Source organism: Sphingomonas tabacisoli (genome assembly GCF_042678385.1).
Lineage (GTDB): Bacteria > Pseudomonadota > Alphaproteobacteria > Sphingomonadales > Sphingomonadaceae > Sphingomonas_B > Sphingomonas_B tabacisoli.
The window spans coordinates 1,401,055-1,418,320 of the sequence record NZ_JBHUDY010000001.1 but is presented as its reverse complement, the minus strand read 5'-3'; the positions used below and the strand labels follow the sequence as shown (position 1 = coordinate 1,418,320).

The 17,266-nt window shown below is 66.0% G+C and carries 12 protein-coding genes; 9 read left to right on the top strand and 3 right to left on the bottom strand.

The features are described from left to right. Positions 1-153 precede the first annotated feature (153 nt). From ACFSCW_RS07455 to ACFSCW_RS07415, 9 genes are all read left to right on the top strand, one after another. Complete coding sequence (locus ACFSCW_RS07455) at positions 154-1,554, top strand: multiheme c-type cytochrome (RefSeq protein WP_380888217.1); 1,401 nt, start codon at positions 154-156, stop codon at positions 1,552-1,554. Next, positions 1,554-3,554, top strand: coding sequence for a heme-binding protein (locus ACFSCW_RS07450; protein WP_380888216.1), 2,001 nt, complete (start codon positions 1,554-1,556; stop codon positions 3,552-3,554). The genes ACFSCW_RS07455 and ACFSCW_RS07450 overlap by 1 nt, the downstream gene beginning before the upstream one ends. Further along, positions 3,554-5,464: a hypothetical protein gene (locus ACFSCW_RS07445; protein ID WP_380888215.1), complete on the top strand. Its 1,911-nt coding sequence runs from the start codon at positions 3,554-3,556 to the stop codon at positions 5,462-5,464. The genes ACFSCW_RS07450 and ACFSCW_RS07445 overlap by 1 nt, the downstream gene beginning before the upstream one ends. After that, entirely contained in the window at positions 5,464-9,474 is a 4,011-nt protein-coding gene (locus ACFSCW_RS07440) for a multiheme c-type cytochrome (protein ID WP_380888214.1), read from the top strand. The genes ACFSCW_RS07445 and ACFSCW_RS07440 overlap by 1 nt, the downstream gene beginning before the upstream one ends. 55 nt (positions 9,475-9,529) lie before the next feature. Next, on the top strand, positions 9,530-10,420 hold the full coding sequence (locus tag ACFSCW_RS07435) for a hypothetical protein (RefSeq protein WP_380888213.1): 891 nt from the start codon (positions 9,530-9,532) through the stop codon (positions 10,418-10,420). A gap of 179 nt (positions 10,421-10,599) precedes the next feature. Next, positions 10,600-11,835, top strand: a complete 1,236-nt coding sequence (locus ACFSCW_RS07430; protein ID WP_380888212.1) for a glycosyltransferase family 4 protein — start codon at positions 10,600-10,602, stop codon at positions 11,833-11,835. Next, positions 11,810-12,454 carry a class I SAM-dependent methyltransferase gene (locus ACFSCW_RS07425; RefSeq protein WP_380888211.1) on the top strand — a complete coding sequence of 215 codons (645 nt, stop codon included), beginning with the start codon at positions 11,810-11,812 and terminating at the stop codon, positions 12,452-12,454. Before ACFSCW_RS07430 ends, ACFSCW_RS07425 begins: the two co-directional genes overlap by 26 nt. 6 nt (positions 12,455-12,460) lie before the next feature. Continuing rightward, a complete protein-coding gene (locus ACFSCW_RS07420; protein WP_380888210.1) occupies positions 12,461-13,210 on the top strand; it encodes a polysaccharide deacetylase family protein in 750 nt (249 codons plus the stop codon). Positions 13,211-13,260: 50 nt separating this feature from the next. Then, positions 13,261-14,091 carry an FkbM family methyltransferase gene (locus tag ACFSCW_RS07415; protein WP_380888209.1) on the top strand — a complete coding sequence of 277 codons (831 nt, stop codon included), beginning with the start codon at positions 13,261-13,263 and terminating at the stop codon, positions 14,089-14,091. On the opposite strand, the gene ACFSCW_RS07410 is transcribed toward ACFSCW_RS07415, so the two are convergent. The 3 genes from ACFSCW_RS07410 to ACFSCW_RS07400 all read right to left on the bottom strand — a co-directional run bounded on the left by ACFSCW_RS07410 (position 14,088) and on the right by ACFSCW_RS07400 (position 17,260). Continuing rightward, positions 14,088-14,753: an FABP family protein gene (locus tag ACFSCW_RS07410; protein ID WP_380888208.1), complete on the bottom strand. Its 666-nt coding sequence runs from the start codon at positions 14,751-14,753 to the stop codon at positions 14,088-14,090. The genes ACFSCW_RS07415 and ACFSCW_RS07410 overlap by 4 nt on opposite strands. 76 nt (positions 14,754-14,829) lie before the next feature. Continuing rightward, positions 14,830-16,215 (bottom strand): Coenzyme F420 hydrogenase/dehydrogenase, beta subunit C-terminal domain, encoded by a 1,386-nt coding sequence (locus tag ACFSCW_RS07405; RefSeq protein WP_380888207.1) that lies wholly within the window; start codon positions 16,213-16,215, stop codon positions 14,830-14,832. Further along, entirely contained in the window at positions 16,208-17,260 is a 1,053-nt protein-coding gene (locus ACFSCW_RS07400) for a polysaccharide pyruvyl transferase family protein (protein WP_380888206.1), read from the bottom strand. The genes ACFSCW_RS07405 and ACFSCW_RS07400 overlap by 8 nt, the downstream gene beginning before the upstream one ends. Between the last annotated feature and the right edge of the window lie 6 nt (positions 17,261-17,266).

The following is a 17,266-nucleotide window of genomic DNA, read 5'->3' as shown; positions in this document are numbered from 1 at the left end:
ATGCGCCTATACGGGCCGAACTGACAATATCGGTGCCGTTTCGTTTCGCAGCCGCTTGCCAGCCGCGCGCCATGCCCGCATAAGTCCATAAAAGAAAACGGCGGGTCGCGACGCCGAACGACAACAGGGACAAACTGGGGGCAGCGCGAAAGCATGAGTGCGGTAATTGCAAGCTTGCGCGTGCGTGCTGCAGCGGGGCTCGCCTTCTGCCTGTGCGTGGCACTGGCGCTCGTTGCCCTTGCCATCGCGTTCGGCACTTCCTCATCGACTGCGCGCGCCGCGGCGGGCGACTCGGCCATGCATCTGGGCGTTGCGAGCTGCGCCGGCTCGACCTGCCACGGTCGCCAGGAAGGCGACGGAAAGGTCGTCCGCCAGGATGAAATCAAGCTGTGGCAGGAAGATTCATCCGCCGGCGGCACCCATTCGCGTTCGCTGCGGCTGATTTCCGGTCCGCGGGGCCAAGCGATTGCGGCGCGGCTGGGCATCGGCAACCCGGCAAGCGCGCCGATGTGCCTCGGCTGTCACGCCGATCCGTCGCCGCGCCGCGGCCCCCGCTTCCAGCAGAGCGACGGCATCGGCTGCGAGGCGTGCCACGGCGGCGCGCAGAACTGGATCCAGTCGCACTATACGGTCGGCGTCACCCATGCCCGCAACGTCGCGCAGGGCATGATCCCGCTCGAAAACCCGAAGGTCCGCGCGAGCGTGTGCCTCGACTGCCATTTCGGCAGCGCGCAACAAGACCAGTTCGTAAACCACCGGATCATGGCCGCGGGTCATCCGCGCATCGCGTTCGAGCTCGACCTGTTCTCGACGCTCCAGCAACATCACAACGAAGATGCCGACTATGTCCGCCGCAAGGGCGGGACCGACAGCGTTCGCATGTGGGCGACTGGCCAGGCGATGGCGCTTGAGCGCTCGCTGACGCTCTATGGCTCGCCGGGCCGCGGCGCCGAGGGTGTGTTCCCCGAATTCTATTTCTTCGACTGCCACACCTGCCATCGCCGCATTTCGGACGAGCCGAGCGCGCGGCCGACCAACATCACCAATCCCGGGCGGCCGATCCCGGACGGCATGCCGGCCTATAACGACGAAAACATGATCATGCTCTCGGCGGCGGCGCGCGTCGTGGCGCCGGACCTCGGCCGCCGCTTCGACGCCGACGCGCGCGGCTTCCATGCCGCTTTGGCACGTGATCGCGCGAGCGCGGTCGCCGCCGCCGGCCGGCTGCGCGAGACCGCGGCGGCTTTGGCAGACGCCTTCTCCCGCCGCTCGTTCGGCCGCGCGGAGACGCTGGCCATCGTCGACTCGATCGCCAGCGACGCGATCAGCCCGCGCTTCACCGATTACGAAGGCAGCGTGCAGTCGGTCATGGCGATCGACACGCTGCTGAACGCACTGGTGAAGCAAGGCGCCATCAGCAGCGGCGCGGCGGGCTCGATCCGCGCCGATGTCAACCGCGCCTATGCTGCGGTGAAGGAACCCAACAGCTACCGGCCTGTCGAATTCCGCCGCGCGCTTGGCGGGGCGGTGGGCCGAATCCGGGCGCTGCACTGATGCGTAAGAGTAAGTTGCTTGCCTCGTGCGGCATGGCCGCCCACCGCTCCATCGCGGCGATCGCCGCGATGTCGCTGTTGCTTGCCTCGTGCGGAGGCGGCGGTAAATCGCCCTCGCCTGCCGCCACGCCGCCACCGACGCCCACGCCGACCTCCGTCTATACCGCGCCCGCGGCCGAATCGCTCAGCGTCGCCGACGTGCAAACGATCTTCTCGCGCGCAGTAGCCGAAGCGAAGGCGCGCAACCGGCCCGCGGTGATCGCGGTCGTCGATCGGGTCGGCAACGTGCTCGGCATCTTCCGCATGAACGGCTCGCCGCAGAACCTGAAGATCGCCGACGCGCCGAACGGCCAGGACATCGACCTGCAGGGCCTGATCGTGCCGGCCGAGGGCGGCGCGATCGCCAAGGCCATCACCGGCGCGTACCTGTCGTCCGGCGGCAATGCCTTTTCGAGCCGGACGGCCAGCCAGATCGTTCAGCAGCGCTTCCCGCCCGCCCCTGACTCGGTGGGGCTGGAAAGCGGTCCGCTGTTCGGCGTGCAATTCAGCTCGCTGCCATGCTCCGACCTCAACACGCGCTTTATCGCGACCGGCGGCCCGCGCGCGCTGATCGGGCCGAAGCGATCGCCGCTCGGTCTTTCCGCCGATGCGGGCGGCTTCCCGCTCTACAAGAACGGCGTGCTGGTCGGCGGCGTCGGCGTGATGGCAGACGGGGTTTACGACTTCGATCCCGACATCACCGACATCGAGAAGAACGACGAGGAATATATCGCCCTCGCCGGCACGACCGGCTTCGAGGCGCCGCTCGAAATCCGCGCGGACCGGATCACCGTCGACGGCACGCTGCTGCGCTACAGCGATGCTCTGCCGCGCGACCTTGCCGTGGACCCGTATGCGGCGCCCGCCTATTCGACGATCATCGGCAGCGCCGGCTCGCTCGCCCCGGTGCGCGACTATGTCGACCTCTCGATCCGAGCGGGTGCGGTTTACGGGACCGAGGCCTCGGGCATCCGCCGCGCGACCGCAGCGGAATTCAGCAACCCGGACGCCTTCGTGCTGTCCGACGGGTCGGGCAACGACCGCTATCCGGTCCGCGGCGGCACCGACGGCAGCGTCGTCGCCCAGCCGCTGACCGCTGCAGAAGCCCGCGCGGTGCTCGAGGAAGCGTTCAAGATCATGAGCCGCGCGCGGGCGCAGATCCGCCAGCCACTCGACAGCCGCGCGCAGGTCTCGATCTCGGTCGTCGACACGTTCGGATCGGTGCTGGGGCTGGTGCGCGCTCCTGACGCGCCGCTGTTCGGCATCGACGTGTCGTTGCAAAAGGCGCGGACGGTCGCCTTCTTCTCCAATCCGGTCGCCGCGCAGCAGCTCTCGACCGCGCTCAGCGCCGAAGTGCCGCAGTTCGTGACGCGGATGCGAAACTTCCTGAGCGATCCCGCCGCGCTGACCGGCAATGTCGCCTACTCAAATCGCGGTGTCGGCCTGCTCGCCCGGCCGTTCTTCCCGGACGGCGAGGTTCAGCGGCCGAACGGTCCGCTCTCTCGCCCAATCGCGCAGTTCAACCCCTTCTCGACGGGCCTGCAATCGGCGCTGATCATCGACAATGTGCGCGAGCACCTTGCCTATCTGACGCTGAACGCCCCGATCGACACGCCGCAGCGCTGCACCAAGCTCGCCGACAGCCTGCCCAACCTCAATCGGCTGGCCAACGGCCTGCAGATTTTCCCCGGCGGCGTGCCGATCTATCGCGGCAACACCTTGGTCGGCGCGATCGGCATTTCCGGTGACGGCATCGACCAGGACGACATGATCAGCTTCCTGGGCCTGGCGAACGGCGGCGCGCGCGTTGGCGGCGCGATCGGCCACGCCGCGCCCGACAAACGCTCCGACCGCGTCGTCGTCCATCTGGGCGACGGGCGTGACGTGCGGCTGCGCTACGTCAACTGCCCGTTCGCGCCGTTCCTCGACACGCCCGACCAGAATGTGTGCCAAGGCATATGATGGCGGGCGTCTCCCTGATGGCCCTGATGCTCGCGGGGCAGGCACAGCCGGAGACGGGCGCGCCGCCGCCTCCGGAGCCAATGCCCGAAGCCGCCGCGCAACCGGTCGATCCGGCGACGCTGCAGCAGCCGGACAACGGTTTGATCGACGGCCGCCGCCGCCCCGGCGTCATCCAGCGCGTGCTGCCGGACAAGGTGACGCAGGACAATCCGGGCGCGGTCCGCGCGCCGCCTCCCGAAGCGTTTCCGGCCAACCAGTTTCCCGTGCCGGATCGCTGGCGCCTGATCGAGACGCTGGGCCTGGTGAAGCAGGACGTCCTCGATCCCTATCACCAGAACACCTACAAGGGCGACCGCCCGCTCTGCCTGCCGACCGACGAGGAGCAGGAGCGCCGCCGCGAAGCCGGCCAGAAGCCCTGCCGCACGCCCAAATTCCTCGGCCTGAGCCACGAGGACTGGTTCTTCACGATCAACGCTGCGTCCGACACAGTGGTCGAGCCGCGCAGCTTTCCGATCCCGGTCGGCAACCAGACTACGTCGCGGCCTGACAGCAACGACACGTTCGGCCGCCCCTACAGCCTGGTGCTGTCGCAGACCTTCATCGGCGGCTTCTCGCTGTCGAAGGGCTACACCGCTTACAAGCCGCCCGAGATCGAGTATCGGGTCAGCCTCGCCTACAACCTCAACTATGTGCAGGTGCCGGAACGGCGCGTGCTGTTCGTTCAGCCGTCGAAGCCGCCGCATCGGTTCGATCAGTTCCTGGGCGTGCAGGAACTCTTCATCGACAAGCACATCCGCAACACGTCGGATCGCTACGATTTCGACTCGATCCGCATCGGCATCCAGCCGTTCCAGAGCGATTTCCGCGGTTTCCTGTTCAACGACCAGCAGCTCGGTATCCGCCTGTTCGGCAACCGCGACAACAACCGCTTCCAGTACAATCTTGCGGCATTCTGGCGGCTTGAGAAAGACACCAACTCCGGCCTCAACTCGGTGGTCAACCGGCCGCGCGACGATTTCGTATTCGTCGCCAACGCCTATCTGCAGGATTTCCCGGTCCCCGGCTTCACCAGCCAGGGCACCGTCGTTTACAACATGAACCGCGAGCAGAAGCGGATCGAGGTGGACGACAACGGCTTCCCCGTTCGCCCCGCGCTTCTCGGAGACCTGCGCGGGCGCGAGTACGACGTCGTCTACGTCGGCTATAATGGCGACGGCCATTTCGGCCGCCTGAATCTCACCGTCTCCGCCTATGGCGCGTTCGGCGAGGACCGGAACAGCTTCTTCACTTCGCAGGCGGCGAAGATAGAGGCCTATTTCGCCGCCGCCGAAGCCAGCATGGATTTCGACTGGATCCGCGTCCGCCTGTCCGGCCTGTACGCAAGCGGCGACAAGAAGCCGTATAACAATGTCGAAGGCGGCTTCGACGCCATCTTCGAGAACCCGATCTTCGCAGGCGCGGACACGAGCTACTACATCCGTCAGTCGATTCCATTCGCCGGAGGCGGCCGCGCGGTGGTCCTCAGCGGCCGCAACGCGCTGCTGAATGATCTGCGTTCCTCGAAGGAACAAGGCCAGTCCAACTTCAACAATCCCGGCACTGCACTGCTGGGGGTGGGCGCCGATTTCGACCTGACGCCGACGACGCGGCTGACGCTTAACGCCAATCACCTCTGGTTCGCGAACACGGCGACTTTGCAGGCGCTGCGCGTCGAGGGATCGATCCCGAATTCGATCGGCTTCGACCTGTCGGCGGCGGCGACCTGGCGGCCCAAGGCCAACCAGAACCTCGTCTTCCGCCTCTCCGGCGCGCTGCTGCAGCCGGGTGCGGGCTTCAAGGACCTGTTCGCCAGCCAGCCGCGCGACCACCGCTTCTATTCGGTCCTCCTGAACGCGATCGTTACCTACTGATGCGTGCCATCTACGCCTTGCTTTCCGCCCTGGGCCTGCTTGTCGCGGCGCTGATCGGGCCGCAGCTCATCGCGTCCTCGGCCGAAAAGCCGGTCGCGCGCACCTATCCGCATTTCGCGCCAGCCCCGCGCGACCGCACGCCCGACGACATGGCGCGGCTGAATGCCGGTTGCACCAACTGCCACACCGCATCCGACCAGCCGACGATGCACGAGACGCCCGCGGTCGCGCTCGCCTGCGTCGATTGCCACGGCGGCACGCCGGTCGCCGACGCGGTCGATCCGAGTTGGCCCGCGACCGACCCGCGCTACATTGCGATCCGGGACAAGGCGCATGTGCTGCCGCGCTATCCCGATAGCTGGCACTTCCCGTCCTCGGCGAACCCCGAGCATGGCTACACGCTGCTGAACCGCGAGGCGCCGGAGTTCATCCGCTTCGTCAACCCGTCCGATTATCGCGTCGCACGCGAATCGTGCGGCGCCTGCCACATGGAGATCATCGAGGCGGGCGAGCGCTCGATCATGGCCTCGGGCTCGATGTTCTTCGGCGGCGCCTCGTACAACAACGGCATCGTCCCGTTCAAAAACTACGTCATCGGCGAAGCTTACACGCGCACCGGCGAACCGGCGAAGATCGTCTCGGCCGGCAGTCCGCCAGGCACGATCACCGACGCGCAGAAGAGGCGCGGCGCCCTGCCCGTCCTCTATCCGCTGCCGACCTGGACGGTCATGCCGCCCAGCGACATCTTCCGCGTGTTCGAACGCGGCGGCCGCACGATCAGCTCCGGCTTCGCCGAGATCGGCCTGCCCAACTCCAGCGGCTCGATCCAGAAGCTCGACGAGCCGGGCCGGCCCGACCTGAAGCAGTCGAACCGCGGCCCCGGCACCGGCCTGCGGGTCGCGATCCCGGTGCTGAACATCCACAAGACCCGCCTCAACGACCCGTTCATGTGGTTCATGGGCACCAACGATCAGCCCGGCGACTACCGCCAGTCGGGCTGCGCAGGCTGCCACGTCGTCTATGCGAACGACCGCGAGCCGCGGCACAGTCTGACCTATGCGCAATACGGGCGCGACGGACAGACCGCGACCGTCGATCCGACCATCGCCGCCAAGCTCCAGCCGACGCATGGCGGCATCAAGGCCTATGGCGCCGAGGAGCGCAAAGAAAGCGGCCACCCGATCCGCCACAGCTTCACCCGCGCGATCCCGACTGCGCAGTGCATGAACTGCCACATGCACCAGCCGAACATCTTCCTGAACTCCTACCTCGGCTACACGATGTGGGATTACGAATCCGACGCGCCGTTCATGTGGCCGGGACCCGAGAACAAGGCGCCGAAGCCCGCCGGCATGTCGGACGCCGATTACCAACGCATCTTCAAGAACCAGCATTACCCAACCGCCGAGGAAGTGCGCCGGACTAACGAGCGCAACCCGGAAGGCGCCGCCTCGCGCGGGCTGTGGAGCGACCTCGAATTCCTCCGCAACGTCTATGACCTGAACCCGCTGCTCAAGGACACGCAGTTCGCCGACTATCATGGTCACGGCTGGAACTTCCGCGCGATCCTGAAGCGCGACAAGGAAGGCAATCTCTTGGATGCGGACGGCGCCAAGGTGTCGCCCGACGATCCGGAGAAATGGCGCAAGGCCGGCGAAGGCAAATTCGTCGAACCCGGCACCAATCCCGGCAAGACCGTCCATATGATGGACATCCATGCCGAAAAGGGCCTGCAGTGCGCCGACTGCCACTTTGCGCAGGACAATCACGGCAACGGCCTGATCTACGGCGAAGTCGCCAACGCGATCGAGATCGGCTGCAAGGATTGCCACGGCACCGTCGATAATTACCCGACGCTGCTGACCTCCGGCCCCGCTGCCCCGCCCAGCGGGAACAATCTTGCCCTGCTCCGCAACGCCAATGGCCAACGCCGGTTCGAATGGAGCACGGACGAACATGGCGAGCGGGTGTTGATACAGCGCTCGGTGGTCGACCCGAAGCTCGAATGGCGCGTCAGCCTGGTCAAGGACTCGGTCGATCGCTCCAACCCACGCTTCAACGCCAAGGCGGCGCGCGCCAAGCTGATGTCGAAGATCGGCGCGGAGACCGGCCGGTACGTGTTCGGCACCGGCGTCGCCAAGGCCGACCGCGCGCATGGCGAAGACACGATGGCATGCTTCACCTGTCACCTGTCGTGGACAACGTCGTGCGGCGGCTGCCACTTGCCGATCGAGGCGAACTGGAAGACCTCGACGCACAAATTCGAGGGCGAGGAAACACGCAACTTCGCGACCTACAACCCGCAGGTCGCGCGCGACGACATGTTCCAGCTCGGCCGCCACCAGACCACGAAAGGCATGATCATCGCCCCGGTGCGTTCGTCCTCGGCGCTGGTGCTGTCATCCACCAATCTCAACCGCGAGCGCATCTACATCCAACAAGCGCCGATCTCCGCGATCGGCTTCTCGTCCCAGGCGTTCGCGCCCCACTTCCCGCACACCGTGCGCAAGACCGAGACGAAGACCTGCTCGGACTGCCACCTGTCCGCGAACGACGACAACAACGCGACGATGTCGCAGCTCCTGCTGCTCGGCACCAACTTCGTGAACTTCGTCGGGATGAACACCTGGACGGGGCTCGAGGGCGGCTTCGAGGCGGTGCGCGTCACCGAATGGGACGAGCCACAGGCCGTGATCGGCTCCTATCTCCACCGCTACGCCTATCCCGACTATTACAAGGCGCATGTCGAGCAGAACGGCCGCGAGCTGAAGGATTGGACGCGGGGCACCCGCTTCGACAAGGACCTGTCCGGCGAGAGCACCCCGCCGGAGCTGTTCCGCAACGTCGTGAAAGGCACGGTAGGCCGCGTCGGATGCCTGCAGCTTCGCGGCGAATATATGTATGTCGCCGAAGGCAAGGGCGGCTTCCGCGTCTATGACGCCGCCTCGATCGGCAACAAGGGTTTCTCCGAGCCGGTCGTGAACGCGCCCTTCTCCGGTCTCGGCCACGACACCCATGTCGCGACCCGCAACGCGACCTGCATGGCGCTGCCGACCGACCAGCCGATCAACCCGCTTCGCAATACCAGGGAAATGCGGGAGATGAACCAGGAGCAGCCGTTCCATCCGATCTACAATTATGCGGTGGTGACGGATGCGGACGAGGGCCTGATCCTGGTCAACGTCACCACCATGGCCGATGGCGAGTTCCGCAACAATTTCCTGAAGCGGGCGGTCACCTGGAACCCCGGCGGGGCGCTTAACGGCGCGCGGCATATCACTCTCGCCGGCCACATCGCCTATGTCACGACAACGCGCGGGCTGGCCGTCGTCGATCTCGACGACCCGCTGCATCCGAAGCTCGCGGCCGAAATCCCGCTGCAGGACGCGCGGGCCTCGGCGATTCAGTTCCGCTACCTCTGGGTCAGCGACAGGGACGGCGTGAAGCTGTTCGACGTGACCAACATGCTTGCCCCCGTGCCGGTGCCGAACGGCACCATCCCGCTCGCCGATGCGCGCAAGATGTATGTCGCGCGCACCTATCTCTACATCGCCGGCAAGGGTGACGGGCTGGTGATCGCGAACGTGACCCGTCCGGGCGCGCCGACGATCTACCGAAAGGAGACATTCGGCGGCCAGTTGAACGATGCCGAGGACGTGATCGTCGGCTCCACAAACGCCTCGCTGTTCGCCTATGTCGCCGACGGGCGGAACGGGCTGAAAGTCGTGCAACTCACCAGCCCCGCAAGCCAGCCCAATTTCTACGGCTTCAGCCCCGCGCCGATGCCCGAGCTGATCGGCTGGGCGCACACGCCTTCGCCCGCGCTCGCGCTTTCCAAGGGCCTCGACCGCGATCGCGCCGTCGACGAGCAGGGCGGCCAGATCGCCGTGTTCGGCCGCCTCGGCTCCCGCCCCTTCACTCGTGCGGAAATGGAGCGCCTGTTCCTCGGCCCGCGGGGCATCCCCTACAAGGTGCTCGACGCCCCCGACATGCGGGATTGGGTCGAGTAGCCAAGGCTTGCAATTTCAACCTCTTGTGCAAGCATCGCCGCAAAGGGGACGATTGATGCACGCTGCTGCTCTTCGCCTTTCGCTGCTGCCGCTGATCGCACTGACCTGCCCCGCCGCGGCGCAGCAATCCGGCTCAGACACGATCAATGTGATTGGCCGCAAGCCGGAGGAAGCCCGCAAGGAGGCGCAGGACTTCGTACGAAAGATGGGCGTCACCGAGCGCCCGGTTGCGCGCTGGGTCGAGCCCATTTGCCCGCACGTCTTTGGAGTGGCGCCGGAGATCGGAAAGCGCGTCACCGATCGGATCCACGTCGTCGCGCGCGACGTCAAGATCGCCGTCGCGAAAGAGCCATGCCGTGCCAACGTGATCTTGAGCTTCGCCAGCGACGGCGCTGCCCTCGTCCGCGAGATCGCTCGCAAGGCGCCCGGCAAACTGGCCGAAGTTTCGGCAGAAGACCGTCCCGCCCTGCTTACGGGCGATGCGCCGATCCGCTGGTGGCACGCAACCGACACGCGAACGAAGGACGGGATGGCCGGCACTGGCAACGAACAGCCGCCATTCGCCCAGCTCGACGGACCCGGCGGCGTGCCGATGGCGGGCGACGTGCATTTTCAGTATCGCTCCAGCATCGTCAGCACGCAGATGGTGCGCGTGCTGAAAGGCGCGACGATCATCATCGATGCCAATCGGGCGGCCGGCACGTCGCTCGACAGCGTCGCCGCCTTCGCGTCGCTGATCGCGCTAGCCGAGGTGCAGCCGAACGACGAAGCACCGGCCCAATCGATCCTGAGCCTTTTCAAGACCGGCGGCCCGACCGACCTGACCTCGATCGACAGGTCTTTCCTGCGCGCCCTCTATCGTTTGCCGCTGGACCGGACGGCGCTCGCGCAACGCGGCCTGTTGGTGAAGGGTTTGCTCGCATCGGCCGGTCAGTCCGACGAATAGCGCGTCGGACCAGCATATGTTTCGCAATCAAAACTTTTTTCGCCCCCGCACGGAGCCGGAACGCTCTCGACGAGTTTGACGAAGCTGGGGCCGCCCCGCGTTTGGTTAACTTGATCGTCACACGGTGCTGGCATCGCTGGAGTTGTCGTCCCATGGATTGTGTGGAATTGACTCGGCCGATGTTGAAACAGAGTGAGCCGCCGGGCGCCACGCTTGGCACGGAGCCCGTCTTGGGGCGTCCGCGACCGGGTGTCCGCCCGCTGCGGCTTGGCTTTGTCTGCTCGGGCGATCCGCTGAATGTGGGCATCTGGTCCGGCACGCCGTTTCACATGCTGCAGGCGCTCCAGGACCATGCCGACGTTGTGGAGATCGTGCGCAAGCCTTGGCCGGCCTGGTTCGATTTGCCGCGCCGCATCGTCCGCCGTCTTTCGAACCAGCGCTACGACCCCTATTGGTCTCCTTTCTGGAGCGGCCTGGGCTGCCGCGGTGCCGCCAATCGCCTGGCGAACGCCGATTGCGACGCGGTGGTCGTGGTGGCGATCACGCCGGTTGCCGCGCAGCTTGCCGGAAAGGTGCCGACGGTCTTCGTGTCCGACGCGACGTTCTTTGCGATGCAGGACTATAATATCCATTTCCGCAAGCTCAGCCCCGGCTACAAGCGCGACGCCGACCTCCTCGAAGGTCACGCGATCCGCAGCGCCATGGTCGCGACTTTCCCGTCCCGCTGGGCCCGGTCCTCCGCCGTCGAGCATTTCGGGGCCGATCCTGAAAGGACGTTCCAGATTCCTTGGGGCGCCAATCTGGAAGCGACCGCACCGATTCCGGTCGATCAGCGCCCGGAAAGTCCCTGGCGGCTGCTTTTCGTCGGCGTCGACTGGGCCGGCAAGGGCGGCGATATCGTGCTGCAGACGTTCCGCCTGCTCCGGGAACGCGGCCATGCGGTGGAGCTCGACATCGTTGGATGCGCCCCCAGCGACCCGCCCCCGAACATCGACGGCATCACTTTCCACGGCTTCATCAGCAAGAACACGCCCCAGGGGCGCGAGCGGTTGGAAGACTTGTTCCGTCACGCGCACATCTTCATGCTGCCGACGCAGTTCGAAGCGCTGGGCATCGTGAACGCCGAAAGCGCGTCCTATGGCCTGCCCGTTGTCAGCTACGATACTGGCGGCGTCAGCGGCAACGTCATCAGCGGCGAAACCGGAATCCTGATCGAAGAAGGCAAGCCGGCGGATGCGTTCGCCGATGCGATCGTCGAGATCATGTCTGATCCGAAGCGCTATCGCGAAATGGCGGAGGCAGCGTTCCGGCTCAGCCGCGAGGCGCTGAACTGGGACGCCTGGGCTCGCCGCGTGGTAACGTCGGTTGCTGCGGCACTCGACCGACAAGATGCCGAAGTTGCTCACGCGAGCTAGGCGTCTCGCCCGCGATCTCGGCGTTCGGTACGGCGTTCTCCCCTACAAGCGCCAATGGGTGCTGAGCCCGGAGGATTGGGACCGGGAATATGCCAGCGGCAAGCTTGGCTTTTACGGCAGCTTCAGGGAGCGCGGCCGATACGGCGTGCTGCACGCCTATCTGACCGCGCGTACCGAACCCGTGCGCCTGCTTGACGTCGGCTGCGGCGTGGGTTTGTTGCTGGATCGCCTGGCTGGCGTGCCGATCGCCGAATATGTCGGCATCGACCCCTCGGCAAAGGCGATCGAGGCGGCGCGAACGGACCGCGGCACGGCGGGCAGCTTTCACGTCGCCCATCTGCCGGATCCTGCGCTCGGCAAGTTCGACGTGATCGTCTGCAACGAAGTCCTTTATTATATCGAGGACCTACCTGCTGCGCTCGCAAAGCTCCATGCCGCATTGAACGAGGGAGGCTGGCTGCTCACTTCCGTTCTGCGGCATCCTGGCGACATCGCCTTGCACCGCGCTGTCGCCGCCGAATTCGACATTGTCGATTCGGTACTGGTCAAGCGGCAGACTCCGCCAATGACCGGCTGGACCGTCTCCTGCTATGCCGCGCGGGCAAAATCGGCCATATAAGCAAGCATGATCACGGCCGGCCTCCGCCAGCTCGCGCGCGCGATGCCTCCTTCGGCGCGCACTCGCGTGCATGACATGGCCGATCGCGTGCTCGAGCCGTTCGGATCGGTGCTGAAGGCCGCCCGCCCGACAAATCTGGTCGCGCTCACGTTCGACGACGGCCCCGATCCCGAGGTCACGCCGCGCATCCTCGACCTGCTGCAGCGGCGCGGCGTCTCGGCCAGCTTCTTCGTGCTGACCGATCTTGCCGCGAACCATCCCGATCTGATCCGGCGCATGGTTGCCGAAGGGCACGAAGTCGCGCTTCACTGCGATCGCCACGACCGGCTGACGAGGATGTCCCGATCCGAAATGGGCACACGAATCCGCGTGGCGCACGAATTGCTCGAAAAGATCGCCGGCGTGCCTGTGACGCGTTTCCGCCCGCCCTTCGGGGCACAGAATTTGTCGGTGATCGGCGTAGCCAACCGGCTCGGGCTCGAGACAGTCGTCTGGGCACCCTCCGCCTTCGAATGGCAAGAGCGGACCGCCGAAGCGGCCGCCCAGCGCCTGCTCGACACCGTGAAAGGCGGCGAGATCGCACTGCTCCACGACGGCTTCGAGACGCCGCCCGGCGACCCTCACCCACCGTTCGACCGCGCCGAACTTGCCGAACGCGTGATCGACGGGCTGGAACGCATGGGCCTCAGGCCGACGAGCGTCGCGCACATGATCGAAGCGGCCGGCGCCAAAAAAACCTTCTGGGTCCGAACATAGTTTCTTCGAATTTCGAACGCTCCTGACGGTCGTTCAAAATGGGGGAAGATATGCAGTTTCGGGGGATAACCGCGCCGGCGCGCTGGACCTTTCTGCCGATCTGGACGCGCGCGCAATATGCCAGGGCCGTGCGTCGAGCGGCGATGCTTTTCCCCGGCCCCTACCCGACCGACATTCCAGGGCTCGGCGCCATGCTGTTGTCGCCCGGCGACTTCATCGACTCCCGCATCGCCTGCTTTCATGTCTGGGAGCCGGAGATCACGGCTTTCATCAAGGCGCATCTTAAGCCTGATAGGGTGGCCGTCGATATCGGCGCCAATATCGGCTATTTCACGATCGTGATGAGCCGGGTCGCCCGGCAGGTCTACGCCGTCGAGCCGTGCCCGCCCACGCTGGAGAAGCTGGACTGGACAGTGAAGCACAACGGCCTGTCGAACGTGCAGGTGCTCCCTTACGGCATATCCGACCGGGCGGAGCGGCGCGCAATGACGTACGACCGGCACAATTCCGGCCGCAACGCCTTTGCCGAGCCTGCCGCCGACGGCATCGAGCTCCGCCGGTTCGAGGACCTGATCCCTGCCGAGGACCTCCCGGACGTGTCGCTCATCAAGATCGACGTCGAGGGCATGGAAGGCCCGGTGATGCGGGATATCGCGAGCGTCGTGCCGAAAATGGCGCCCGATCTCGTCATCGTCTGCGAAGCGTGGAGCGACGGCACCCCGCTCGACTGGCTGCCGCTCTATCTGGAACAGGGCTTCAGGCCCTTTCGCATCCCCAACAGCTATGGTTTCGACCACTACGCCAGGGCGACAATCGCCGACCCCGCCCCGTATGTGGACGGACACGAAGGCATTCACGACATCGCGCTCATCCGCGCTTAGCGCGGCGGCGCGTCCTCCGCTCGCCGCGCCATGATCTGCATCAGCGGGTTGGGCGTCGCCGGCCCGATGCGCTTCAGCCGGTTCCGATCGTGATGCTCGAACGGCTCCGGGCGGCCATGGACAGTCAGCATCGTGCGGATATCGTAACTCCACGCATCCTCGCCCTCGAAAGCGATGTCGATGCGATAGCTGTCGGTACGAAATGCATATTCCAGAAAGGCCGTCGAGCAGATCCCGTATTCGGTCTGGCCGCGCGCCGCGCTCAGCGAGAGAAGGTCATCGCCCGGCTTGGCGTGTCCCGACGCAAGCGCCACCTGCCCACGGGGGATCGCCAGCGTCTGCAGCACCAGCCCGGTCGCCGGCTCCCACAGCCAATAGCCGACCTGATCGTGGAAAGTGATGTCCTCTTCCCGGGTCGTGATGTGGATATGATAGCGCAGGCCATAGAAAAGCTGCGGCCCGTTCGCCTGCGGATCGATCGCGTCGAACGTGATCTGCTCGATGAACGCGCGCCGCTCCGGGCCGTCGGCCTTCGGGTTGAGGTCGACACCCTCCTCTCCTTGCCACCGCCCGGCAAGCCGCCTGAGCGGTCCCAGATTGGCAAGCGTGTCCGGATCGACCTCGGCAGGCTCGGTGAAAATGTCCTGGGGAAACGGGTTCATGCGGGGCCGCTTTGACAGGTTGCGCGCCCGATATGAACATAACGCGCGCGTAATCACAGGGAAATTCGCGTGACTCTTACGTGACGGGGCGCGAGCGGTTTGTCAGGAATTCGGCGAACGCTATCACGCGGCCTAAGGGTCCTCGGAGGTAAGTAATCGCCTGATAGAGGTGCAGCGCCACTCGCGCCCAGCCCACATACAGGCTCGGCAGGTGCCGCCGGTGCGCAAAGGCGGCCACAGGATGGCTCCAGCGGGCGATGGCACGGCGGGCGTGGTACACGAACTTGCGGCGGAGCGGCAGCGCCTGTCCGCCCGGTTGGACGCGCTTGCGGAGCGGGAGCGGCGGCGGGGCAATATTCAGGCGATAGGCGAGCCCCTCGCGCCGGTGACGCAGGCCCGCGGCCTGGGTTTCGACGATGAACTCCTGATCGACGGGCGTGAGATCGAGCCGGCGCTCGGAGATCGCATGCTGCACCAGCCGGTGGATCACGGGGCTACGGACAATCACGACATTGGTGCCGCGACCGTCGGACGAATAGGGCTCCAGCCAGGCGTCACCGAAGGAAATGTCCGCCGTTTCGGCCACGACGTCGTCGCAATAATCGCAGGCCGAATTCTGGAAGAAGGATGCGCCCCAGTCGCCATCGGCTAGATGCCACCAATCCTGCCAGCGCGTGCTGCCATCGGCGAGCGTGAGGTGGGCGGTGTACCAGTTCGCCGGGCGGTCGGGATTCTTGAGACGGTATTCGACGGCCCGCACTTCCTCCATCGGCGCTCCAAGCTGCCAGGCGAAGCTCTCGACAAGCCGCGCGCTTTTCATGTGGCCGCAGAACAGGCCCAGCGTGAAAAGGATGCGATCGGCAATGATCGGGTCCTCCTGCTGCAGCAGGCGGACGGCCTTGATGAAGCAGGGAATGCCGATAACGGCGTAGCGCCCCGGCACCGCACGGATTTCGGCGAGCACGTCCGACAGCTCGACCGGATAGTAGCGCGACCTGGCGCCGCCCTGCACTTCGGCCTCGCTCCGCGAGATGCGATAGGCGAAGAAGCGACCGTCCTGCTCGGGGTCTGCCGGAGCGACATGGGCGACGCCGTCGACCAGCCCTTGCCGAAGCAGCTCGGCCGCGACCCAGCTCGTCATGCCGCCTGAGCTGCCGCCGGCGCGAAAGCCGTTCTCGGCGACATGGCCGACATAGGCCGCTTCGTACGCGCCGATGCGCGGATCGCGTAACCGTGCGTCCGGGAACCGGGCGTCGGCGATCTCCGTCTCGTCGCGGGCGGCAGGGGAAAAGGGGCAAATGCGGGCGAAGGACTCGCTCGCCTGGCCGGTCCACGCGCCGGCAGGCTTGAGCTGGCCGAACCTGTCCCAGGCCATGGCCTCGCGCCCCGCAGCGCAGGCGCCGCAGCCGATGCACAGCCCGGCCTGGTCGATCTGGCGCGGGCTGAGCGCGGCTTCAGCCAAGCGCGGCCTCCAGATATGCGGAGGAACGCGCGCGGAGCGTGTCTATGCGCGCGCCGATCGCGGGATCGAGCGGTGCTTCGAGCAGCTCTGCATAGGTTTCGGCGGGCGTCTCTTCGCTGGCGAGATGATGTTCGGCGTTAAGCTCGCGTGTCAGGTCGCGGACCTTGTTGAAGCGATAGGCCGACGGCGCGCACACAAAGGGCCGCCGATGGTGCAGCGCGAAGACGCAGCCATGGAAAAAGTTGGTCGCGACCGCCACCGCGCCGCCGATCATCTCGGAGAATTGCTCGGGCCCGACATCGATCCGCTGCGCGTCGGCCCAGTCATTGCTATAGCCGATGCTGACCAGCGGCAGCTTCCGTTCGTCCGCCCATGCGCGGATCGCCGACTGGAACCAGCCGGGGAAGCTGTGGCCGTACAGAGCGACATAGGCTTGGCCTCCCTCGCCTTCCGCTTCCGGCGGCGGGAACTGAAGGCAGGGATCGAGCACAAGCGCTGGCTCCTCGCCCAAGCCTTGTGCGACAAGGCGGCGGCTGTTGTCGTCGCGCACCGAAATAGCCGCGAACCCGCGCAGCCGCTCGGCCCAGTCGGGGTGGATGCCGTCTGCCGCGTCGTGATTGCCGAAGCTCGCGGCGTAGGCGATAACGCGGTCGGCCTTGAGCCCCTGCCCGAAAAAGATCGGCTGGCTGCCGTACCAGGGATGGCGGAAATTCCAGACCTCGTCGCTGCCGACCAGAATGGCGTCATACGCCCCGGCCTCTTCCGGCTGTGCGAGCGGGAAGCGACGGGATTGGGGCAGCGCGTCGAACGCCGAGAGGAAGCGCCGCGCTTTGCCGGCATAGAGGCGATAGTCCGCCCGTGGCGTTCGCCGGGGCAATTCCGGTTGGAAAGCGCAGCGCCATTCGGCGCGGCGCACGTCCGGGCAATCGTGATCCAGCAGCTCGGCATCATGGCCCGCGGCACGCAATCCTTCGACCAGGCAGCGCGCCTGCCAATAGGAGCCGTAATTGATGCAACGGTGAAAAGTCAGGACGCCGATCTTCATCGACCT

Bases quoted from the DNA above. Each gene is read 5' to 3' on its own strand.
- ACFSCW_RS07455 (WP_380888217.1), top strand. From the start codon at position 154: ATGAGTGCGGTAATTGCAAGCTTGCGCGTGCGTGCTGCAGCGGGGCTC.
- ACFSCW_RS07450 (WP_380888216.1), top strand. From the start codon at position 1,554: ATGCGTAAGAGTAAGTTGCTTGCCTCGTGCGGCATGGCCGCCCACCGC.
- ACFSCW_RS07445 (WP_380888215.1), top strand. From the start codon at position 3,554: ATGGCGGGCGTCTCCCTGATGGCCCTGATGCTCGCGGGGCAGGCACAG.
- ACFSCW_RS07440 (WP_380888214.1), top strand. From the start codon at position 5,464: ATGCGTGCCATCTACGCCTTGCTTTCCGCCCTGGGCCTGCTTGTCGCG.
- ACFSCW_RS07435 (WP_380888213.1), top strand. From the start codon at position 9,530: ATGCACGCTGCTGCTCTTCGCCTTTCGCTGCTGCCGCTGATCGCACTG.
- ACFSCW_RS07430 (WP_380888212.1), top strand. From the start codon at position 10,600: ATGTTGAAACAGAGTGAGCCGCCGGGCGCCACGCTTGGCACGGAGCCC.
- ACFSCW_RS07425 (WP_380888211.1), top strand. From the start codon at position 11,810: ATGCCGAAGTTGCTCACGCGAGCTAGGCGTCTCGCCCGCGATCTCGGC.
- ACFSCW_RS07420 (WP_380888210.1), top strand. From the start codon at position 12,461: ATGATCACGGCCGGCCTCCGCCAGCTCGCGCGCGCGATGCCTCCTTCG.
- ACFSCW_RS07415 (WP_380888209.1), top strand. From the start codon at position 13,261: ATGCAGTTTCGGGGGATAACCGCGCCGGCGCGCTGGACCTTTCTGCCG.
- ACFSCW_RS07410 (WP_380888208.1), bottom strand. From the start codon at position 14,753: ATGAACCCGTTTCCCCAGGACATTTTCACCGAGCCTGCCGAGGTCGAT.
- ACFSCW_RS07400 (WP_380888206.1), bottom strand. From the start codon at position 17,260: ATGAAGATCGGCGTCCTGACTTTTCACCGTTGCATCAATTACGGCTCC.